Annotated in this window: 16 protein-coding genes; 10 read left to right on the plus strand and 6 right to left on the minus strand. The window is 72.8% G+C overall.

What is annotated here, in order from left to right:
* From HAV39_RS31970 to HAV39_RS42995, 5 genes are all read left to right on the plus strand, one after another.
* A partial coding sequence (locus tag HAV39_RS31970; protein WP_280528754.1) for a nitrilase-related carbon-nitrogen hydrolase occupies positions 1–451 on the plus strand: 451 nt, incomplete at its 5' end.
* A gap of 14 nt (positions 452–465) precedes the next feature.
* Complete coding sequence (gene hydA, locus HAV39_RS31975) at positions 466–1872, plus strand: dihydropyrimidinase (protein ID WP_191842910.1); 1407 nt, start codon at positions 466–468, stop codon at positions 1870–1872.
* Between the two features lie 9 nt (positions 1873–1881).
* On the plus strand, positions 1882–2883 hold the full coding sequence (locus HAV39_RS31980; protein WP_191842911.1) for a TIGR03842 family LLM class F420-dependent oxidoreductase: 1002 nt from the start codon (positions 1882–1884) through the stop codon (positions 2881–2883).
* 92 nt (positions 2884–2975) lie between these two features.
* Positions 2976–3569, plus strand: a complete 594-nt coding sequence (locus HAV39_RS42990; protein WP_239121093.1) for a hypothetical protein — start codon at positions 2976–2978, stop codon at positions 3567–3569.
* A complete protein-coding gene (locus HAV39_RS42995; protein WP_239121094.1) occupies positions 3560–3943 on the plus strand; it encodes a hypothetical protein in 384 nt (127 codons plus the stop codon). The genes HAV39_RS42990 and HAV39_RS42995 overlap by 10 nt, the downstream gene beginning before the upstream one ends.
* Here the strand turns inward: HAV39_RS42995 and HAV39_RS31990 are convergent.
* Together HAV39_RS31990 and HAV39_RS31995 are read right to left on the minus strand one after the other, a co-directional pair.
* Positions 3910–4170 carry a hypothetical protein gene (locus HAV39_RS31990; RefSeq protein WP_191842912.1) on the minus strand — a complete coding sequence of 87 codons (261 nt, stop codon included), beginning with the start codon at positions 4168–4170 and terminating at the stop codon, positions 3910–3912. The genes HAV39_RS42995 and HAV39_RS31990 overlap by 34 nt on opposite strands.
* Positions 4171–4309: 139 nt before the next feature.
* Positions 4310–5224: a DMT family transporter gene (locus HAV39_RS31995; protein WP_191842913.1), complete on the minus strand. Its 915-nt coding sequence runs from the start codon at positions 5222–5224 to the stop codon at positions 4310–4312.
* Positions 5225–5508: 284 nt separating this feature from the next.
* On the opposite strand from HAV39_RS31995, the gene HAV39_RS32000 reads away from it, so the two are divergent.
* The 3 genes from HAV39_RS32000 to HAV39_RS32010 all read left to right on the plus strand — a co-directional run bounded on the left by HAV39_RS32000 (position 5509) and on the right by HAV39_RS32010 (position 9223).
* Positions 5509–7107, plus strand: coding sequence for a Re/Si-specific NAD(P)(+) transhydrogenase subunit alpha (locus HAV39_RS32000; RefSeq protein ID WP_275413985.1), 1599 nt, complete (start codon positions 5509–5511; stop codon positions 7105–7107).
* Positions 7108–7111: 4 nt separating this feature from the next.
* Complete coding sequence (gene pntB / locus HAV39_RS32005; protein ID WP_191842915.1) at positions 7112–8575, plus strand: Re/Si-specific NAD(P)(+) transhydrogenase subunit beta; 1464 nt, start codon at positions 7112–7114, stop codon at positions 8573–8575.
* Between the two features lie 132 nt (positions 8576–8707).
* The gene (locus tag HAV39_RS32010; RefSeq protein WP_191842916.1) at positions 8708–9223 is read left to right on the plus strand and encodes a mycothiol transferase; all 516 of its coding nucleotides are present in this window, start codon (positions 8708–8710) and stop codon (positions 9221–9223) included.
* A 37-nt stretch (positions 9224–9260) separates the two neighbouring features.
* On the opposite strand, the gene HAV39_RS32015 is transcribed toward HAV39_RS32010, so the two are convergent.
* On the minus strand, positions 9261–10415 hold the full coding sequence (locus HAV39_RS32015) for a pyridoxal phosphate-dependent aminotransferase (RefSeq protein WP_191842917.1): 1155 nt from the start codon (positions 10413–10415) through the stop codon (positions 9261–9263).
* Between the two features lie 132 nt (positions 10416–10547).
* Between HAV39_RS32015 and HAV39_RS32020 the strand changes: the two genes are divergently transcribed.
* Both HAV39_RS32020 and HAV39_RS32025 read left to right on the plus strand, forming a co-directional pair.
* Positions 10548–12332, plus strand: a complete 1785-nt coding sequence (locus tag HAV39_RS32020; RefSeq protein ID WP_191842918.1) for an HSP90 family protein — start codon at positions 10548–10550, stop codon at positions 12330–12332.
* Positions 12319–15189 carry a hypothetical protein gene (locus HAV39_RS32025; RefSeq protein ID WP_191842919.1) on the plus strand — a complete coding sequence of 957 codons (2871 nt, stop codon included), beginning with the start codon at positions 12319–12321 and terminating at the stop codon, positions 15187–15189. The genes HAV39_RS32020 and HAV39_RS32025 overlap by 14 nt, the downstream gene beginning before the upstream one ends.
* Positions 15190–15236: 47 nt before the next feature.
* On the opposite strand, the gene HAV39_RS32030 is transcribed toward HAV39_RS32025, so the two are convergent.
* The 3 genes from HAV39_RS32030 to HAV39_RS32040 all read right to left on the minus strand — a co-directional run bounded on the left by HAV39_RS32030 (position 15237) and on the right by HAV39_RS32040 (position 18068).
* On the minus strand, positions 15237–15617 hold the full coding sequence (locus HAV39_RS32030) for an AtzH-like domain-containing protein (protein WP_191842920.1): 381 nt from the start codon (positions 15615–15617) through the stop codon (positions 15237–15239).
* A gap of 77 nt (positions 15618–15694) precedes the next feature.
* Entirely contained in the window at positions 15695–17344 is a 1650-nt protein-coding gene (locus HAV39_RS32035) for a regulator (RefSeq protein WP_191842921.1), read from the minus strand.
* 25 nt (positions 17345–17369) lie between these two features.
* Complete coding sequence (locus HAV39_RS32040; RefSeq protein WP_239121019.1) at positions 17370–18068, minus strand: cysteine hydrolase family protein; 699 nt, start codon at positions 18066–18068, stop codon at positions 17370–17372.
* Positions 18069–18096 lie beyond the last annotated feature (28 nt).

Below are 18096 nucleotides of genomic sequence, written 5' to 3' on the forward strand. Positions count from 1 at the left end.
CTACTTCCGGCCTGGCAACCTGGGTTACCCGGTGTTCGACACGGCGGTGGGCAGGGTCGGGGTGTACATCTGCTACGACCGGCACTTCCCCGAGGGCTGGCGGGCACTCGGCCTCAACGGCGCGCAGATCGTGTTCAACCCGTCCGCGACTAGCCGCGGCCTCTCCTCGTACCTCTGGAAGCTGGAGCAGCCCGCGTCCGCGGTGGCGAACGAGTACTTCATCGGGGCGATCAACCGGGTCGGGATCGAGGACCTGGGCGACGACGACTTCTACGGCACCTCCTACTTCGTCGACCCCGAGGGCAAGTTCGTCGGCGAGCCCGCCGATGCGCACCAGCCGGAGCTGGTGGTGCGGGATCTGGATCTCGGTCTGCTGGCCGAGGTGCGCGATCGGTGGGCGTTCTACCGCGACCGCCGGCCCGACGCCTACGGCCCGCTGACCCAGGCCTGAGAGCGGAGACCCCCATGGCCATCCTGATCACCGGCGGCACCGTCGTCACGCCCACCGGCCGCCACGCCGCCGACGTGCTCGTCGACGGCGAGACGATCGCCGCCCTGTTCGCCCCCGGTCTCGCGCCGGTCGGCGCCGATGTCGAGGTCATCGACGCGACCGGCAAGTACGTCATCCCGGGCGGCGTGGACGCGCACACCCACATGGAGCTGCCGTTCGGCGGCACGTTCGCGTCCGACACGTTCGAGTCGGGCACTCGGGCCGCGGCGTTCGGCGGCACCACCACGATCATCGACTTCGCGGTGCAGCGTTCCGGCGAGAACGTGCACGAGGGCCTCGCCGCCTGGCACGCCAAGGCCGACGGCAACTGCCACATCGACTACGGCTTCCACATGATCATCGGTGGGGTCGACGACGAGTCCCTGAAAGCCATGGACTCCCTCGTCGACGCCGAGGGCATCAGCAGCTTCAAGCTGTTCATGGCGTACCCCGGCGTGTTCTACAGCGACGACGGCCAGATCCTGCGCGCCATGCAGAAAGCCCGCGACAACGGCTCCATGATCATGATGCACGCCGAGAACGGCATCGCCATCGACGTCCTCATCGGCCAAGCCCTCTCCCGAGGCGAAACCGGCCCCGTCAACCACGGCCTCACCAGACCTGCCGAACTGGAAGCCGAAGCGACCCGGCGCGCGATCTCCCTGGCCCAGGTCGCCGGCGACACCCCCCTTTACATCGTGCACCTGTCGGCGTCACAGGCCCTCGAAGCCGTCGCCGCAGCCCGCGACACCGGCCGCAACGTCTTCGCCGAGACCTGCCCCCAATACCTCTACCTCACCCTGGAGGACCAGCTCGGCGCGCCGGGGTTCGAGGGGGCTAAGTGGGTCTGTTCGACGCCGCTGCGCTCCAGGCACGAGAGCCACCAGCGGGATCTGTGGCGCGGGCTGCGCAGCAACGATCTCGCGATCGTGTCGACGGATCACTGCCCGTTCTGCTTCAAGGACCAGAAGGAACTCGGCCTCGGCGACTTCTCGAAGATCCCCAACGGCATCGGCGGCGTCGAGCACCGCGTCGACCTGCTCTACCAGGGCGTCGTCGACGGCAAGCTGTCGCTGGAGCGCTGGGTGGAGACGATCGCGGCGACCCCGGCGCGCATGTTCGGCCTGTACCCGCGCAAGGGCGCGATCGCGCCGGGTTCCGACGCCGACATCGTCGTCTACGACCCGAACGGCCGCACCCGGATCAGCGTGGACACGCACCACATGAACATGGACCACTCCGCCTACGAGGGCTACGAGATCGCCGGCAAGGTCGACACGGTGATCTCCCGGGGCAGCGTGCTGGTGTCCGGCGGGCAGTACCACGGCCGCAAGGGCCACGGCCGCTACCTGCCGCGCGGCCTGTCGAGCTACCTGGTCTAGGAGGGCACCATGGACATCGGGGTCGTGTTCCAGCTGGACCCGCCCGCGCGGCGGGTCGTGGAGCTGTCGCAGCGTGCCGAGGCGGCCGGGTTCAGCCACGTGTGGTCGTTCGACTCACACCTGCTGTGGCAGGAGCCGTACGTCATCTACAGCGCCATCCTCGCCGCCACCGAGAAGGTCATCGTCGGGCCGATGGTCACCAACCCCGGCACCCGCGACGTCACCGTCACCGCCAGCACCTTCGCCACCCTCAACGAGATGTACGGCAACCGCACCGTCTGCGGCATCGGCCGCGGCGACTCCGCCCGCCGCACCCTCGGCCTGCCGCCGATGAACCTGGCCGAGCTGCGCGAGTCGGTGCACGTGATCCGCGAACTCGGCAACGGCCGGGAGATCGCGCACCGCGGGTCACCGCTGCGCTTCCCGTGGGTCACGGACTCGCAGCTGGAGGTGTGGGTCGCGGCGTACGGGCCGAAGGCGCTGAAGCTGACCGGCGAGGTCGCCGACGGCTTCATCCTGCAGCTGGCCGACCTCGACATCGCCGCCTGGATGATCAAGGCGGTGCGGGACGCGGCCGAGCGCGCCGGGCGGGACCCGATGGCCGTGAGGTTCTGTGTGGCGGCGCCGGCCTACGTCGGCGACGACCTGCCCTACCAGCGGGCGCAGACGCGCTGGTTCGGCGGCATGGTCGGCAACCACATCGCCGACATCGTGGCCCGCTACGGCGACACCGGCGCGGTGCCGCAGGCGCTCACCGACTACATCAAGGGCCGCAAGGGATACGACTACGCCGAGCACGGGCGGGCCGGCAACAGCCACGCCGACTTCGTGCCCGACGAGATCGTGGACCGGTTCTGCGTGCTCGGCCCCGTCGAGGCGCACGTCGAGAAGCTGACCCGGCTCAAGGAGCTGGGCGTGGACCAGTTCGCGGTCTACCTGCAGCACGACGCGAAGGAGGAGACCCTGCGCGCGTACGGCGAGCAGGTCATCCCCGCGATCAAGTCGCTCTGACCAGATCCGGCGTTCCGGGAGGCGGCTGCCGACGGGCCCGCCTCCCGGAACCCTGCCACCGATCATGCGGTCATCCGTATGCCCGCGTCGCGGTGGTTTCCGGTCGCGGGTGGCGCGACGCCGACCCCAGCGTCGCGATCGGCATGGAGGGCGCCCCGGGTCACCAGGCCGCCGGCCTGCCCCGGGCGACCCCGGGCCGGGCCCGCGGCTACTACGACAACAACCCGTCCGCCGCGTCGTTCCCCGGCTACCCGCTGGAGAGCTACCGCACCTGGGGCGGGTTCGACTGGATGACCGCCACCGTGGGCGGCCTGTGGGACAGCCTGCTCGCCGAGGGCAAGCCCTGGTGGATCAGCGCGAACTCCGACTCGCACGTCAACTACCTGGACACCGCGCAGCGCGGCCCGGGCGGCGACTTCAACACCGACGGCCGCTACCCCGACCCGGTCTACGGGCCGCTGCTCACCGAGGCGGGCGACTACTGGCCGGCCAGTACAGCCGGACCCACGTGGGGGCGGGCTCGGTCAGCTACCGGGCGGTCATGGACGGCCTGCGCGCCGGGCGGGTCTGGGTCGACCACGGCGGCCTGGACGTGCGGGCGCGGGTGGCCGGGGACCGGCGGCGCGACTCCGGCACGCCGCTCGGCGGGGTGCTGCGGGTCAAGCGCGGCACGAGCGTGGAGCTGACCATCGACATCGACCTGGCCGGCACGCCGAACTGGTCGCAGTTCGTGCCGGTGCTGGCCCGGGTCGACGTGATCGCCGGCCTGGTGACCGGCCCGGTCGCCGACCGCGCCACGTTCACCGCCCCGACCGCGAAGGTCGTGAAGTCCTTCGAGGTCGGCAAGGGGACCGGCCGGGTGTCGTTCACGTACGCGCTCGGCCGCGTCGACGAGCCGTGTTGCCTGCGGGTCCGCGGCACGGACGGCAACCGCAGCGCGCCGGGCCTGATGGGCGCGGGCGTCGACCCGTCCGGGCCGGCCACGGACGTGATCGGCGCCGCCGACCCGTGGCTGGACCTGTGGTTCTACGGCAACCCGAGCTGGGTGCTGCCGAGCTGATGATCCACCTCGGACTCGATCTCGGGCACGAGTCGGAGCGGGCGGCCGAGCACTGGCTGTACGACCTCGTACAGCAGCTCGGCCGCCCGGCCGGGGCGGTGGCCTGCACGCATCTGACGCACCGCCCGGTGCCGCACGTCGCGGCCAGCCTGGCAGTGCCCCGCGGAGCCGTCGCGGCCGAACTCCTGGCCGCGCTGCCGCCGGTCGCACCCGAGCTGCGGCAGCACCCCGGTGCCCGGCGGGCGGATCGCGCCGTTCGAGGTGCCGAACCCGACGCCCTGCTGCGCGGACCATGCGTGAGCGCTGAACCGGCCGGGCCGCGGGCGGCAAGCACGGGGCCCGGCCGGCAGCCGTGGCCGAGCCGGGTCACCGCGCCCGGCCGGTGCGCCGGGAGACGGCGACGCCGACCAGGCACAGCGCGCCGCCCGCGAGCGCGAGCACCGGCGGCGCCTCGCCCAGCAGCGCCCACGCCAGCACGATGGCGACCGCCGGGACCAGGTACGTCGTCGCGCCGAGCTTGCCGGCGGTGGTGCGGGCGAGCGCGTACGCCCAGGTCGTGAAGCCCAGCGCGGTCGGGAACACGCCGAGGTACACCAGCCAGCCCACCGTCGACGGCTGGGCCGCGCCGAGTTCACGGACCAGCGCCGGGGCGTACGGCAGGCAGCACACCGCCCCGATCACGCACGCCAGCCAGGTCACCCGCAGCCCCGACAGGTCGGCGAGCAGCGGCTTCTGCGCGACCACGCCGACCGCGTACGACACCGCGGCGACCAGGCACAGCACCACGCCCCACAGGTCGACGCCCGCGGTGGTGGACGTGGCGGTGCCGATCAGGACGACCCCGGCGAACGCGACGAGGCTGCCGGTGATCAGCGACCGCGGGAAGCCCTCGCCGAGCAGCAGGCCGGCCAGGATCGCGATCAGCAGCGGCCCGACGTTGACCAGCATCGCGGCGGTGCCCGCGTCGACCAGCCGCTCGGCCTGGTTGAGCGCGATGTTGTAGAGCCCGAACCAGAGCACGCCGACGGTCAGCAGCCGCGGCCAGTGCCGGCGGCCCGGCCACGGGGTGCGCACGGCGGCACGGCGGTCGTCGACCAGCATCATCAGGCCCAGCACCACCGCGGCCACGACCAGCCGGCCCAGGGACAGCGCGCCGGCGGACAGCTCCCGTCCGACATAGCGGATCGCCACGAACGCCGAGGCCCACAGCAGCACGGTCACCAGTGCCGCGGCGAGCGGCAGCAGCCGGTCGCCGGTGCGCGGAGCAGTCTTGATCGTCATGGCACGACGGTATGCCCGGGTCGGTTCGGCGTTCGCCGAACGGTATGCCCGGGTCGGTTCGGCGTTCGCCGAACGGTATGCCCGGGTCGGTTCGGCGTTCGCCGAGCGGTCACCGCGACCGCCGTGTGGAGTTGGTAACTCGGGGCGGGCATCGGTGCTCGCCGTGTGGGGTGACCGCGCAAGTGTGGTTTCGATTACTGGGTGCGTTCATTGACGTCCGCTGTGTCGTGGCCACACCATGACTGTCATCTCGATTGATCTAGTCAATGTCGACGGGAGTCGTGGTGGGGCAGCAGCATGACCTGGGGGAGCCGGACGGGCTCACGGGTACCAGAGAAGGTCCGGCCACGACGCAGCGGCTCGGTGTCGCCGCCGAGTCGGCCGCGGGGGAGACCCGGGTGGCGGTGACGCCGGCGGTGGTGCGGCAACTGGTGGAGCTCGGTTACGAGGTCGAGGTCGAGTCCGGCGCGGGCCTGCGTTCGAGCTTCTCCGACGACGCATACGAGGCCGCGGGCGCGAAGATCTGCAGCCGCGACGACTGCTGGCAGGCCGACGTCCTGCTCAAGGTCAATCCGCCGTCGCCGGCCGAGGTCGACGCGCTGCGCGCGGGCACGACGCTGATCAGCCTGATCGGACCGGCCGTCAACCCGGAGCTGGTCGACGCGCTGGCCCGCCGGGAGGTCAGCGTGCTGGCGATGGACGCGGTGCCGCGCATCTCCCGCGCCCAGTCCATGGACGTGCTCAGCTCGATGGCGAACATCGCCGGCTACCGCGCGGTGGTCGAGGCCGCGCACACCTTCGGCCGGTTCTTCGCCGGGCAGGTCACCGCCGCGGGCAAGGTCCCGCCGGCGAAGGTGCTCGTCGCCGGAGCCGGGGTGGCCGGGCTGGCCGCGATCGGCGCGGCGAAGAGCCTCGGCGCGATCGTGCGGGCCACCGACCCCCGGCCGGAGGTCGCCGAGCAGGTGCGCTCGATGGGCGGCGAGTTCCTGGCCGTGGCCGTCGAGCAGCAGGGCGGCGGCGACGGGTACGCCAAGCAGACCTCGGCCGACTACGACCGCCGCGCCGCGGAGCTCTACGCCGAGCAGGCCGCCGAGGTCGACATCATCATCACGACGGCGCTGATCCCGGGCCGCCCGGCGCCGCGGCTGCTGACCGCCGAGCACGTGGCGAGCATGCGCCCCGGCAGCGTCATCGTCGACATGGGCGCGGCGCAGGGCGGCAACGTCGAGGGCACGGTCCCCGGCGAGCTGGTCGTCACCGGCAACGGGGTGTCCATCATCGGGTACACCGACCTGCCCGCGCGGCTGCCGGCCCAGGCCTCGCAGCTGTACGCGACGAACCTGCTCAACCTGATGAAGCTGCTCACCCCGGGCCGGGACGGCCGGCTGGTGCTCGACTTCGACGACGTCGTGCAGCGGTCCATGACGGTGGCCCGCGACGGCGCGGTGACCTGGCCCCCGCCGCCGGTGCAGGTGTCGGCCGCGCCGCAGGCCGCCGCACCCGCGCCCGTGGCCGCTCCGGTGAAGAAGCCGGCGTCGCCAGGGCGGACCTTCGCGTACGTCGGCCTGGGCGCGGCGGTGCTGTTCGGGCTGACCGCGTTCGCGCCGAAGGAGTTCGTCGGCAACTTCACCGTGTTCGCGCTGGCCGTCGTCATCGGCTACTACGTCGTCGGCAAGGTGCACCACGCGTTGCACACGCCGCTGATGTCGGTCACCAACGCGATCTCCGGGATCATCGTGGTCGGCGCGCTGCTGCAGCTCGGGCAGGGCGGCAGCCTCGCCGTGACCGTGCTCGCCGCCGCGGCGATCCTGCTGGCCACCGTCAACATCATCGGCGGGTTCGCCGTCACCCGGCGCATGCTCGGCATGTTCTCGAAGGGCTGATCCCATGACCGCCATGACCGCCGTGCAGGCCGCGTACATCGTCGCGGCGCTGCTGTTCGTCCTCAGCCTGGCCGGGCTGTCCAAGCACGAGACGGCCCGCGCCGGTGTCGTGTACGGCATCGCCGGCATGACCGTCGCGCTCGGCGCGACCATCGCGCTCGCCACCCGCGACATGACCGCCGCGGCCGCCGCGCTGCTGGTGCTCGCCATGCTGATCGGTGGCGGGATCGGGCTGTGGCGGGCCCGGGTCGTGCAGATGACCGGGATGCCGGAGCTGATCGCCGTGCTGCACAGCCTCGTCGGGCTGGCCGCCGTGCTCGTCGGCTGGAACGGCTACCTGGAGGTCGCGCACGCCGCCCCGGCCGGGCTCACCGGCACCCTGCTGCACATCCACCACGCGGAGGTGTTCGTCGGCGTCTTCATCGGCGCGGTCACCTTCACCGGCTCGATCGTGGCGTACCTGAAGCTGTCCGCGCGCATCGCGTCCCGGCCGCTCATGCTGCCCGGCCGGCACGTGCTGAACCTCGGCGCGCTGGTCGCGTTCGTCGCGCTGACCGTGTGGTTCGTCGTCCAGCCTCAGCTGGGGCTGCTGATCGCGGTCACCGTGATCGCGCTCGCGCTCGGCTGGCACCTGGTCGCCTCCATCGGCGGCGGCGACATGCCGGTGGTGGTGTCGATGCTGAACAGCTACTCCGGCTGGGCGGCCGCGGCGTCGGGCTTCCTGCTGGACAACGACCTGCTGATCGTGACCGGCGCGCTGGTCGGCTCGTCGGGCGCGTACCTGTCGTACATCATGTGCCAGGCGATGAACCGCTCGTTCGTGTCGGTGATCGCGGGCGGGTTCGGCACGGAGCAGGCCGCCGGGGAGGCCGTCGACCTCGGCGAGCACCGGGAGACCTCGGCCGCCGACGTCGCCGCCCTGCTGCGCGACGCCACCTCGGTGATCATCACGCCGGGTTACGGCATGGCCGTGGCGCAGGCCCAGGCGCCGGTGGCCGAGCTGACCCGGCGGCTGCGGGCGCGGGGCGTGCAGGTCAGGTTCGGCATCCACCCGGTGGCCGGGCGGCTGCCGGGGCACATGAACGTGCTGCTGGCCGAGGCGGACGTGCCGTACGACATCGTGCTGGAGATGGACGAGATCAACGACGACTTCGCGGGCACCTCCGTGGTCCTGGTGATCGGCGCCAACGACACCGTCAACCCGGCGGCCGCCGATCCCGGCAGCCCGATCGCCGGCATGCCGGTGCTGCGGGTGTGGGAGGCCGAGCACGTGATCGTCTTCAAGCGGTCCATGGCCGCGGGCTACGCCGGGGTGCAGAACCCGCTGTTCTACCGGGACAACACCCGGATGCTGTTCGGCGACGCCAAGGCGCGGGTCGAGGACATCGTCGGCGCGCTCGGCCCGGTGGTCGGCGCGCAGCGCGAGCCGGGCGACGCCCGCCGGGTGCCGGTGGCGGCGGGCCGGTAGGACCTTCGCGCTTCACGGTCTGCGTCCGCCACCTTCGCGATACTGTGCGAAGGTGGCGGACCGGACTTCACGGACAATCCACACGGCGGGTGTCCGATCGGCGGCCGCGGGCGTCGGGAAGGGCTGACTCGGGTGAATGTGGACGGCCTGCTCGTCGAGCTGTACGACCGGATCCCCGAGATGGTCCACGAGGCGGTCGACGGCCTGACCGCCGAACAGCTGCACTGGGCCCCGGCGCCGGGCACCAACACCATCGGCTGGCTCGTCTGGCACCTCACCCGCATCCAGGACGACCACATCGCCGACCTGCTCGGCGAGGACCAGCTCTGGGCCACGGGCCCGTGGGCGCAGCGGTTCGGGTTGCGCGCCAATCCCGGCGACACCGGCTACGGGCACACCGCCAAGCAGGTCGCGGCCGTCCGCCCGGACAGCCCGGAGCTGCTGATCGAGTACTTCGACGCGGTCGCCGCCCGCACCCGGGACCTGCTGGCCGGGCTCAAGCCCAAGGACCTCGACCGGATCGTCGACGAGCGCTGGGACCCGCCGGTGACGATGGGCGCGCGGCTGGTCAGTGTCGCCAACGACGACGTCGCGCACGTCGCGCAGGCCGCCTACCTGCGCGGCCTCATGCGGGCGTCCAAGCGCTGACGGCGCGCGGGCACACCCCCGCGACATCGGTGTGCGCTCAGGCGGCGGACAGCGCCTCGGCCACCCGGTCCAGGGCGGTCCGGAAGTCCGCGGCGGGCAGGTGGCCGAAGCCGAGCCGGAACACCCGGTCCGGCTCGCCGAACCAACCGCCGAGCCCGACCCTCGTCTCCCGCTCGGCGAGCGCGTCGTAGAAGCGCCGTACCGCGTGGTCGTCGAAGCGGTCAGGGCGCAGCCGCAGGCAGCACAGCGCGCCGCCGTCCGGGCGCACGAACTCCACCGCGTCCGCGTGGCCGGTCGCCCACCGGTCGAGGGTGTCCAGCGCGGCGGCCAGCGCCTGCCTGCGGTCGCCGAGGATCTGCTCCTCCCGGCGCAGCACCTCGACGGCCAGCAGCTCGTCCACTCCGGAACCGGTGATCAGGGTGTGGAACTTCGCTGACCGCAACGACTCGTACAGCGCAGGATCGGTGGCGGTCAGCCAGCCGACCCGGATGCCGGGCGCTCCGTGGGCCTTGGACACCGAGGAACAGGTCACCACCCTCGGCGCCAGGCGCGCGGCCGAGCGGGGCACCGCCGCCGCGCCGTAGCCGGCCTGCCGGTAGGTCTCGTCGACCAGCAGCACCGCCTGCGGGGCCAGCGCCTCCATCCGATCGAGCAGATCGCGCAGTTCCGGCTCGGTGAAGCGCACGCCGGACGGGTTCTGCGGCGAGGCCAGGGACACCAGCCGGGTGTCCGGCGTGAGCGCGGCCGCGACCGCGTCCACGTCGAGGCGGTATCCGGCGTCGAAGCTCAGCGCGACCGGCGTCACCCGGCAGCCGATCGCGTCCAGGGCGGCCCGCGCGGGCGGGAAGCACGGCGTCACGACGACCGCGTGGTCCTCCGGCCGGCAGAGCGTGAACGCCAGCAGGAACATCCCCGTGCTGCCGCCTGCGGTGACGAGCACCTCGCCCGGCGCCACGCCCGCACCCGAGGCGATGAGGGCACGCAGTTCGGCATCGCCCTGGCTCGTGCCGTAGCCGATGTCGAGGGTGGCGAGCCGGGCGGCGGTGTCGCCGTCGAGCAACTCGCCCAGCCGCAGCGGCGGGCAGGTGCTCTCGGCCAGGTCGTACCGGACGGGCCGGTCCACCAGGTCCGACATCGACGCCGCGGGGAACCGCGCCGGACGGGTGGACACGGGGCCGGGGGAGACGGTCATGAACTCGATGATCCCTGCCGGTGGGCACGGCAGACAGGACCAATACGCGACCGGTGGCTCGTGTTCCCGGGCGCGGGCAGACCACGGACGGCCGGTTCCCGCAGGTGGACCCGCGCCGGTAGCCTCTGCCGGGTGAACCAGTCCTTCCAGGTCGACCTGCGCGGCATCGTCGACCTGCTCAGCCACCACCTCTACAGCAGCCCGCGGGTGTACGTGCGCGAGCTGATGCAGAACGCCGTGGACGCGATCACCGCCCGCCGCGCGCTCGCCCCGACCGCCCCCGCCTCGGTCTGGCTGGAGTCGCCGAAGACCACCGGCGACGGCACCCTGCGCGTCCACGACACCGGCCTGGGCCTGACCGAGCAGCAGGTGCACGAGCTGCTGGCCACCATCGGCCGCAGCGGCAAGCGCGACGAGCTGGGCTTCTCCCGGCACGAGTTCCTCGGCCAGTTCGGCATCGGCCTGCTGTCCTGCTTCCTGGTCGCCGACGAGATCCGGGTGCAGACCCGCCACGAGGGCCACCCCACGGTGTACTGGACCGGCTTCGCCGACGGCCGCTACGAGACCAGGCCCGGCCCGGACCGGCAGGAGGTCGGCACGACCGTCACCCTGGTCCCGCGCCGCGACGCCGCCGACTGGCTCGACGCCGAGCGGGTGCGCGACCTCGCCGCGCTGTTCGGCGAGATGCTGCCCTACCCGGTACGCGTGGACGGTGACCTGATCATCGCTGAGACGCTGCCCTGGCAGGCGGGGCGCGCCGAGCTGATGCGGACGGCCGAGCAGACGTTCGGCTTCACCCCGTTCGACACGATCGAGCTGAACGTGCCCGAGGCGGGCCTGACCGGCGTCGCCCTGGTGCTGCCCACGCCCGCGAACCCGGCGGCGAAGTCGGGCCACCGCGTCTACCTCAAGCGCATGCTGCTGGCCGAGGGCGCCGAGGACCTGCTGCCCGAGTGGGCGTTCTTCGCCCGCTGCATCGTCGACGCGTCCGAGCTGCGTCCCACCGCGAGCCGCGAGGCCCTGTACTCCGACGGCCTGCTGGAGTCGGTGCGCGAGCAGCTGGGCGCGCAGCTGCGCGGCTGGCTGGTCAACCTGGCCCGGCAGGACGCCGACCGGATGCACCGCTTCCTGGCGGTGCACCACCTCGGCGTCAAGGCGTTGGCGATGCACGACGAGGAGATGCTGCGTGTCGTCGACCAGTGGTGGCCGATGGAGACCAACATGGGGCGGATGCCGCTGGAGGAGTTCCGCCGCCGGCACGGCACCGTTCGCTACAGCGCGAACAACGACGAGTTCCGGCAGCTCGCAGCCGTCGCCGCGGCGCAGGGGCTGGCCGTGGTCAACGGCGGCCACGTCTTCGACGCGGAGCTGATCGAGCGCCTGCCGCTGCTCGACAGCACGATCATGGTGGACCGGCTCGACCCGAGCGACCTGTCCACCCGCTTCGACACCCTCGACCCGGCCGCCGACCTGGGCCTGCGCCCGTTCGTGGCCGCCGCGCAGCGGGCCATGGACCCGCTGGGCTGCGAGGTGGTGGTCCGCGCGTTCGACCCGCCGAGCATGCCGGCGCTGTACCTGACCGACCGGCACGCCACGTTCCAGCGGCGGCTGCGCGAGACCGCGCAGGTCGCCGACGACCTGTGGGCGGGGGTCCTGTCCACGTTCGAGCAGGCTGAGGCGCGGGTGCGCCCGCAGCTGGTGCTCAACCACCGCAACCCGCTGGTACGCCGGATGAGCACGCTGCCGACCCCGGAGCTGGTCGCCGTCACGGTCTCCTCGCTGTACGGGCAGGCGCTGCTCTACGGCCACCACCCGCTGCGCCCCGCGGACATGGCGCTGCTGAACCGCTCGTTCCTCGACCTGATCGACCTGGCCCTGCCGAACGCCGCCCCCGGGAGCACTCATGACGACGTATGACGAGGTCCACGACCTGATCCACCGCTCCTGGGACACCCCCGACGGGCCGGCCCGGGTCGCGATCGTGGAGCAGGTGCTGGCCAAGGCCGAGGCACTGGGCGACCCCGACCTGCTGTACGCGGCGCACGCGGCGGCGACCAGCGGCTACCACCAGAGCGGCGAGCCGATGAAGGCGATGATGACCTTCGCGCGCTGCCTGACCGACTACGACGCCGACCCGGGGCGGCGCAGCCACCACGACGAGCACCTGCTGCTGTGGCACTTCAAGCACGTGGTGTCGTCGATGACGCTGTTCCCGCAGCTGGCGCTGGCCCGCACGATGGCGGTGCTGGACGACATGCAGCGCCGCTACCAGGCCGGCGGGCACAGCCTGCAGGCCGTGTACGCGTACCGCCACGACGTCGCCGCGCACCTGGGCGACGAGGAGCAGGCCGACCACTGGTACCGGCTGTGGGACAGCGCGCCGCGTGACGCGCTGTCGGACTGCGCGGGCTGCGACCCGTCGTCGAAGGCGCACCACCTGGCCTGGCGCGGCCGTGACGAGGACGCGATCGTGCTGGCCCAGGACGCGCTGAGCGGGCGGCTGACCTGCTCCGAGCAGCCGCACGGCATCCTGACCACGCTGCTGTTCCCGTACCTGCGTACGGGCCGCCTCGACGAGGCGCGCGACGCGCACCGGCGCGCCTACCGGGCGCTGGACGACAACAAGGCGGAGCTGGGCCGGGTCGCCAGGCACGTCGAGTTCTGCGGCGTGACCGGCAACGAGCTGCGCGGCCTGGAGCTGATCGAGCGGCACCTGCCGTGGCTGGACCAGGCGCCGACCCCGAAGACGGAGATGGAGTTCGCGGCCGCCGCGGCGCTGGTGCTGCGCCGGCTCACCGAGGCCGGGCAGGGCGACCTGGTGGTCCGCCGCGTGGCGGGCGAGAGCACCGTCGCCGAGCTGGGGCGGCGCTTGCGCGAACGAGCGGTCGCGCTGTCGCTGCGCTTCGACGAGCGCAACGGCAACACCTACCAGAGCACCCGCATAGCCGCGCTGATCGAGTCGAAGCCGCTGGTGGCGTACCTGCCGCTGTCGGTGACCGCCGCCCGCGCCGCGTCCGCCGCGCCAGCCGCGCCGAGCGCCGACGCGCAGCCGCCGGCCGACCTGGCCGAGGTGCCCGCCGACCTGTCCCTGGACGGTCGCCTCGACCTGGTCGACGAGCTGTTCCACGCCGAGGAGCAGGCCAAGGCGAAGGCCCTGACCGCGCGGCTGCTCGCCGAGCACACCGCCGGGCCGCTCACCGACCAGCAGCGCGGGCGGCTGGCCCGGCTCCGGGCGGTCGCGCTGCCCGACGAGGAGCTGCAGGCGACCGCGGACGCGTTCGCCGAGGCCGTGGCGGCATTCGAGCGAGCCGGTGACACCGCCCGGGAGCATGCCGCACGGCTGCAGTGGCAGATCGCGATGCTGCAGCTGACCGGTGACGGCTCGCTCGTGCCCGCCGTGTTCGAGGCGGCGGAGTTGGCGGTGGCCGCGAACACCGACCCGAAGCAGCGCCGCGCCGCGCTGGTGCGGGCGGCCTGGGTGGCTGCCGCGTCCGGCGAGCTGGACCGGGCGACGTCACTGCTGGACCGGGCCGACGCCGAGCCCGGCGCGCTGCCGCCGGCCCGCCACGCGAGCCTGCTGCACCTGCGCGCGGGCGTGCTGCAGGCGCAGGAACGCATCGAGGAGGCCGCCCAGCGGATCCGCGCGGCGGCGACGCTGCTGCGCGGGACCGACCACCGCGACCAGCTCGCGAACCTGCTGCGGGCGCTCGCCGACCTGCTCGGCCGCCTCGGCGACAACAGCGGCGCGATCGCCGCGTTCGAGGAGGCCGCCGCCGTGGCGCAGGACCCCGAGCTGCGCCGCGGCTCCCGCGCCGACGCGGGGTTCATGCTGGTCACGACCGAGCGGGCGGGCGAGTTCGTCGACGACATCGTCGAGCACGTGTGCCTGATGGAGGCGCGGGGTGCGGCCGGCGCGGCCGCGTACACCCGGCACCGGCTGGCGCTGGCACTGGCGACCACGGGCCGGTTCACCGAAGCCGCCGAGGTGGGCGAGGAGGCGCTGTCCTGGTTCCTCGCCCAGCGCGACGCAGAGCACGTCGACATGGTCGTGGAGCTGCGCGACCTCCTGTCGCGCGTGTACGCGCAGCTCGGCGAGGTGCACGTCGCGATCGGGCAGCTCGACACGCTGCTGGAGCTGGTCGGCGGGGTGGAGCGGCTGCCCTACCGGGGCGACGTGCTGGAGCGCGCGGGCGAGCTGCTGTGGCAGGTCGACCGCGACGCCGAGGCCGCCGACCGGTTCGACGCGGCCGCGCAGGCGTACGGTCAGGCCGACCTGGCCCTGGCCACGGTGCACGCCCGCCGGCGGCAGGTGATGGCGCTGTTCCACGCCGGGCGCAAGGACGACGCGGTCACCCTCTCGAAGCAGCTCGCGGAGCTGATGGCGGTCACCGAGGTGCCCGCCGACCAGCAGCAGGGGCTCACGTGGGAGCGGGCCATGGCCGGGTACGAGGCGGCGCAGGTGCTGTCCAACAACGACGACCCGGACCACGACGCGGCGGTGGACCGGGTCGCGCCTGCGGCCGGGCTGTTCCGCTCCATCGGCGCGTTCGGGGAGGCCGCACTCGCCGAGCTGCGCCACGGGCAGGTGCTGGTCGTGTCCGGCCGGGCCGCGGCCGGGGCGGCCGAACTGCGCCGGGCGCTCGACGCGCTGCCCGCCGACCACGGCGCCCGCCGGGAGGCGGCCGCCTGGCTGGCTCGGGCGCTCGACGACCAGGGCGAGACCCGCCAGGCCCGCAAGCTGCGCGAGGAACACGGCCTGCCCGAACCCGAATGACGACGCCGACTGCGGGCGGCCGTGCGGGCCGCCCGCCGGCGTCCGCGCTAGCGCACGGGCAGCTGTGACACGTGCGCGTGCACGATGCGCCAGCCCTCGGGCAGCCGCACCCAGGTCTGCGACTGCCGCCCGGTGACCTGGCCGCCCGCGTACCCGAAACAGGCGGTGACCACCGCGAAGCCGTCACCGAACGTGCTGATCAAGGTGTCGTGCAGGGTCCGGCCGGGTGGCAGCGGCGGCTGGGCCGCGCGCCACGCGTGCTGCCGTGCCCAGCCGGTCTGCCGGTCGGCGATGCCGAAGCGCACCGTGGCGGGGCTGTCGTGGAAGAACGACATGATCTCGTCCGGGTCGTTGACCAGCAGCGCCTTCTCGTAGGCGGCGAACACGGCGGCCACCTCGGCGACCACGTCGGGCCGGTCCAGGTCCATGGGTTCTCCCTGACTCGAAGGTGCCGCCTTCCGGCACGGGCGCGGCTCCCGTGCCGGAAGGCGGCCGGTGAGACGGATCAGGCCGCAGCCGCGGCCCGGTCCGGCTCCGCCGCTGCGACCGGTGCCGGCGAGACCGGCGCGGGTGCGTCCGCGCCGCCGTGCAGCCGGTCGAGGGCGAGCTCCTCGGCGTCGGGTTCGCGCGGAGCGTGCCTGCCGAAGTAGAAGATCGCGCAGACGACCGCGACGAACAGGTAGCCCAGCGACACCGGACCGTTGGCGTTCCACTCGACCTTCTCGCCGTGGATCAGCCCGACGAAGGTGAGCAGCGCGCCGACCAGGGCGAAGATCCCGGCGTGCAGGAACTTCCGGTCGATGATGAACACCACGATCGCGCCGAACACCAGGCCCGCCAGGATCGCGCCCTGCCCGAGCACCAGCAGGCCGTGGTAGACCACGCCCGCACCGGCCAGGGCCTGGTCGCCGACCGCGGCGGCCGAGGTGCCCGCCGCGGCGAGCGCGTTGTCGATCTGCCCGGTGGCCCAGGAGGCCAGGTTCGGGATGAGCGCGGCGACCACCGCGGCGGCGTGGGCGCGTGGTGTCGCCTGGAAGGCCTGGGCGCCGATGAGCAGGCCGATGTAGAGCAGGATCGGCACGATCGCCGCGGTCGGGAAGATCGCCGCGAGCAGGCCGAACATGCCCAGGAAGCAGAGCAGCGCGATGACGATGCCGGTGGCCATGGAGTAGCCGGTGCGGCCGCCCGCGGCCTTCCAGCCGGGGTGCCCGACATACACGGCGGGCGGGAACGGCGAGCCGAGCAGGGAGCCGATGACCGCGCCGATGCCGTCGGCCAGCAGCACGCTGCGCAGGTTGTAGTTGTCGCCGGCGGTGGCGGCGCTCTCCACGTTGGTCATCGCCTCGGTGAAGTTGTAGACGCCCAGCGGGATCGCGGTGGCCAGCAGTGGCGCCATCTCGTTGAGCCCGTCGAACAGCAGCCCGAACTTCAGGTCCGGCACGGCGAACGCGATGGTCTTCGCGGCGGCGGTGACGTCGGGCACCGACATGACCCCGCCGATCCAGCCGATCGCGGTGCCCAGCAGCAGCGCGGCCAGGCCGATGGGGAAGTTGAACGGCAGCCGGACGTCGGTCATCAGGCCGATCAGCAGCAGCGCGAACACGGGCAGCGCCACCCAGGCCAGGTCCCACATGCGCCCGGCCGGGTTCATCGAGATGAACGTGATGGAGATGCCGGCCAGCGTGCCCAGCAGCGCGGCGCGCGGGGTGTACCTGCGGATGTACGGCCCGACGAACGCGCCGATCAGCACGATGATGCCGATGATGAACGCCCAGGCGACCCCGGCCTGCCAGGCCAGCATCGGGTCCTTGGTCTTCAGGTAGATCGGCAGCATGATCACGAAGATGACGATGAACATGTGCGGCACGCTGGGCCCGTAGGGCAGCGCCGTGACGTCGGTGCGGCCCTCGCGGGCGGCCAGCCGGCGGGCCAGGATCGTGTAGTACACGTTGCCGAAGACCAGGGCGATGCCCAGCGCGGGCAGGATCGTGCCGAACACGTCGCCCTCGGCCAGGTTGATCACGAACAGGCACAGCGTGGTCAGCGTCAGCACGTTGACGAGCACGTTCACGCCGAAACCGAAGAAGGCGTTGGTGTCGCCGCGGACCCAGTGCGGCAGTTTCACGGCGGGAGCCGCGGGGGCGGGTGTGGTCATGGGTGTCCTGCTTTCGAGGCGGGGATCAGGCGGCTTGCGGCAGGGCGGCGCTGCGCTGCAACGCCCCGATGAAGGCCGGTGACTTCGCCACCCAGCCGAAGATCCCGCCCTGGGCGGCGATCATCTGGAGCCCGACGCGCTGGAACTCAGGGAAGTACGAGCCCACGCAGTCCGACAGCACCAGGCACTCGTAGCCGCGGTCGTTGGCCTCGCGCACGGTGGTGTGCACGCAGACCTCGGTGGTGACCCCGGTGACTATCAGGCTGCGGACGCCCCGGCTCGCCAGCAGCTCGCCGAGTTCGGTGGCGTAGAACGCGCCCTTGCCCGGTTTGTCGATGACCGGCTCGCCGGGCAGCGGGGCGAGCTCGTCGACGATGTCGTGGCCGTACTCGCCGCGGATCAGGATGCGGCCCTTGGGACCCGGATCGCCGATGCGCATCGAGGGCGCGCCACGGTGCAGCTTCGCGGGCGGGCAGTCCGACAGGTCCGGCAGGTGCCCCTCGCGGGTGTGGATGATCGTCAGGCCGACCGCGCGGCACGCGCCGAGCAGGGCCTCGGTCGGCGCGATGGCCGAGCGGAGCTGATTCACGTCGTTGCCCAGCGTCTCCCCGAAGCCGCCGGGTTCCAGGAAGTCGCGCTGCATGTCGATGACCAGCAGCGCGGTGGTCGAAGGGTCGAAGGTGTACGGCGACGGCATCGCGTCGACCGTGGCGTGGGTGCTCAAAGGGGTGCTCGCCTTCTGTGAGGCGGAA

Origin of the sequence: Catellatospora chokoriensis (genome assembly GCF_011297315.1) — a bacterium.
Classification (GTDB): Bacteria; Actinomycetota; Actinomycetes; order Mycobacteriales; family Micromonosporaceae; genus Catellatospora; species Catellatospora citrea.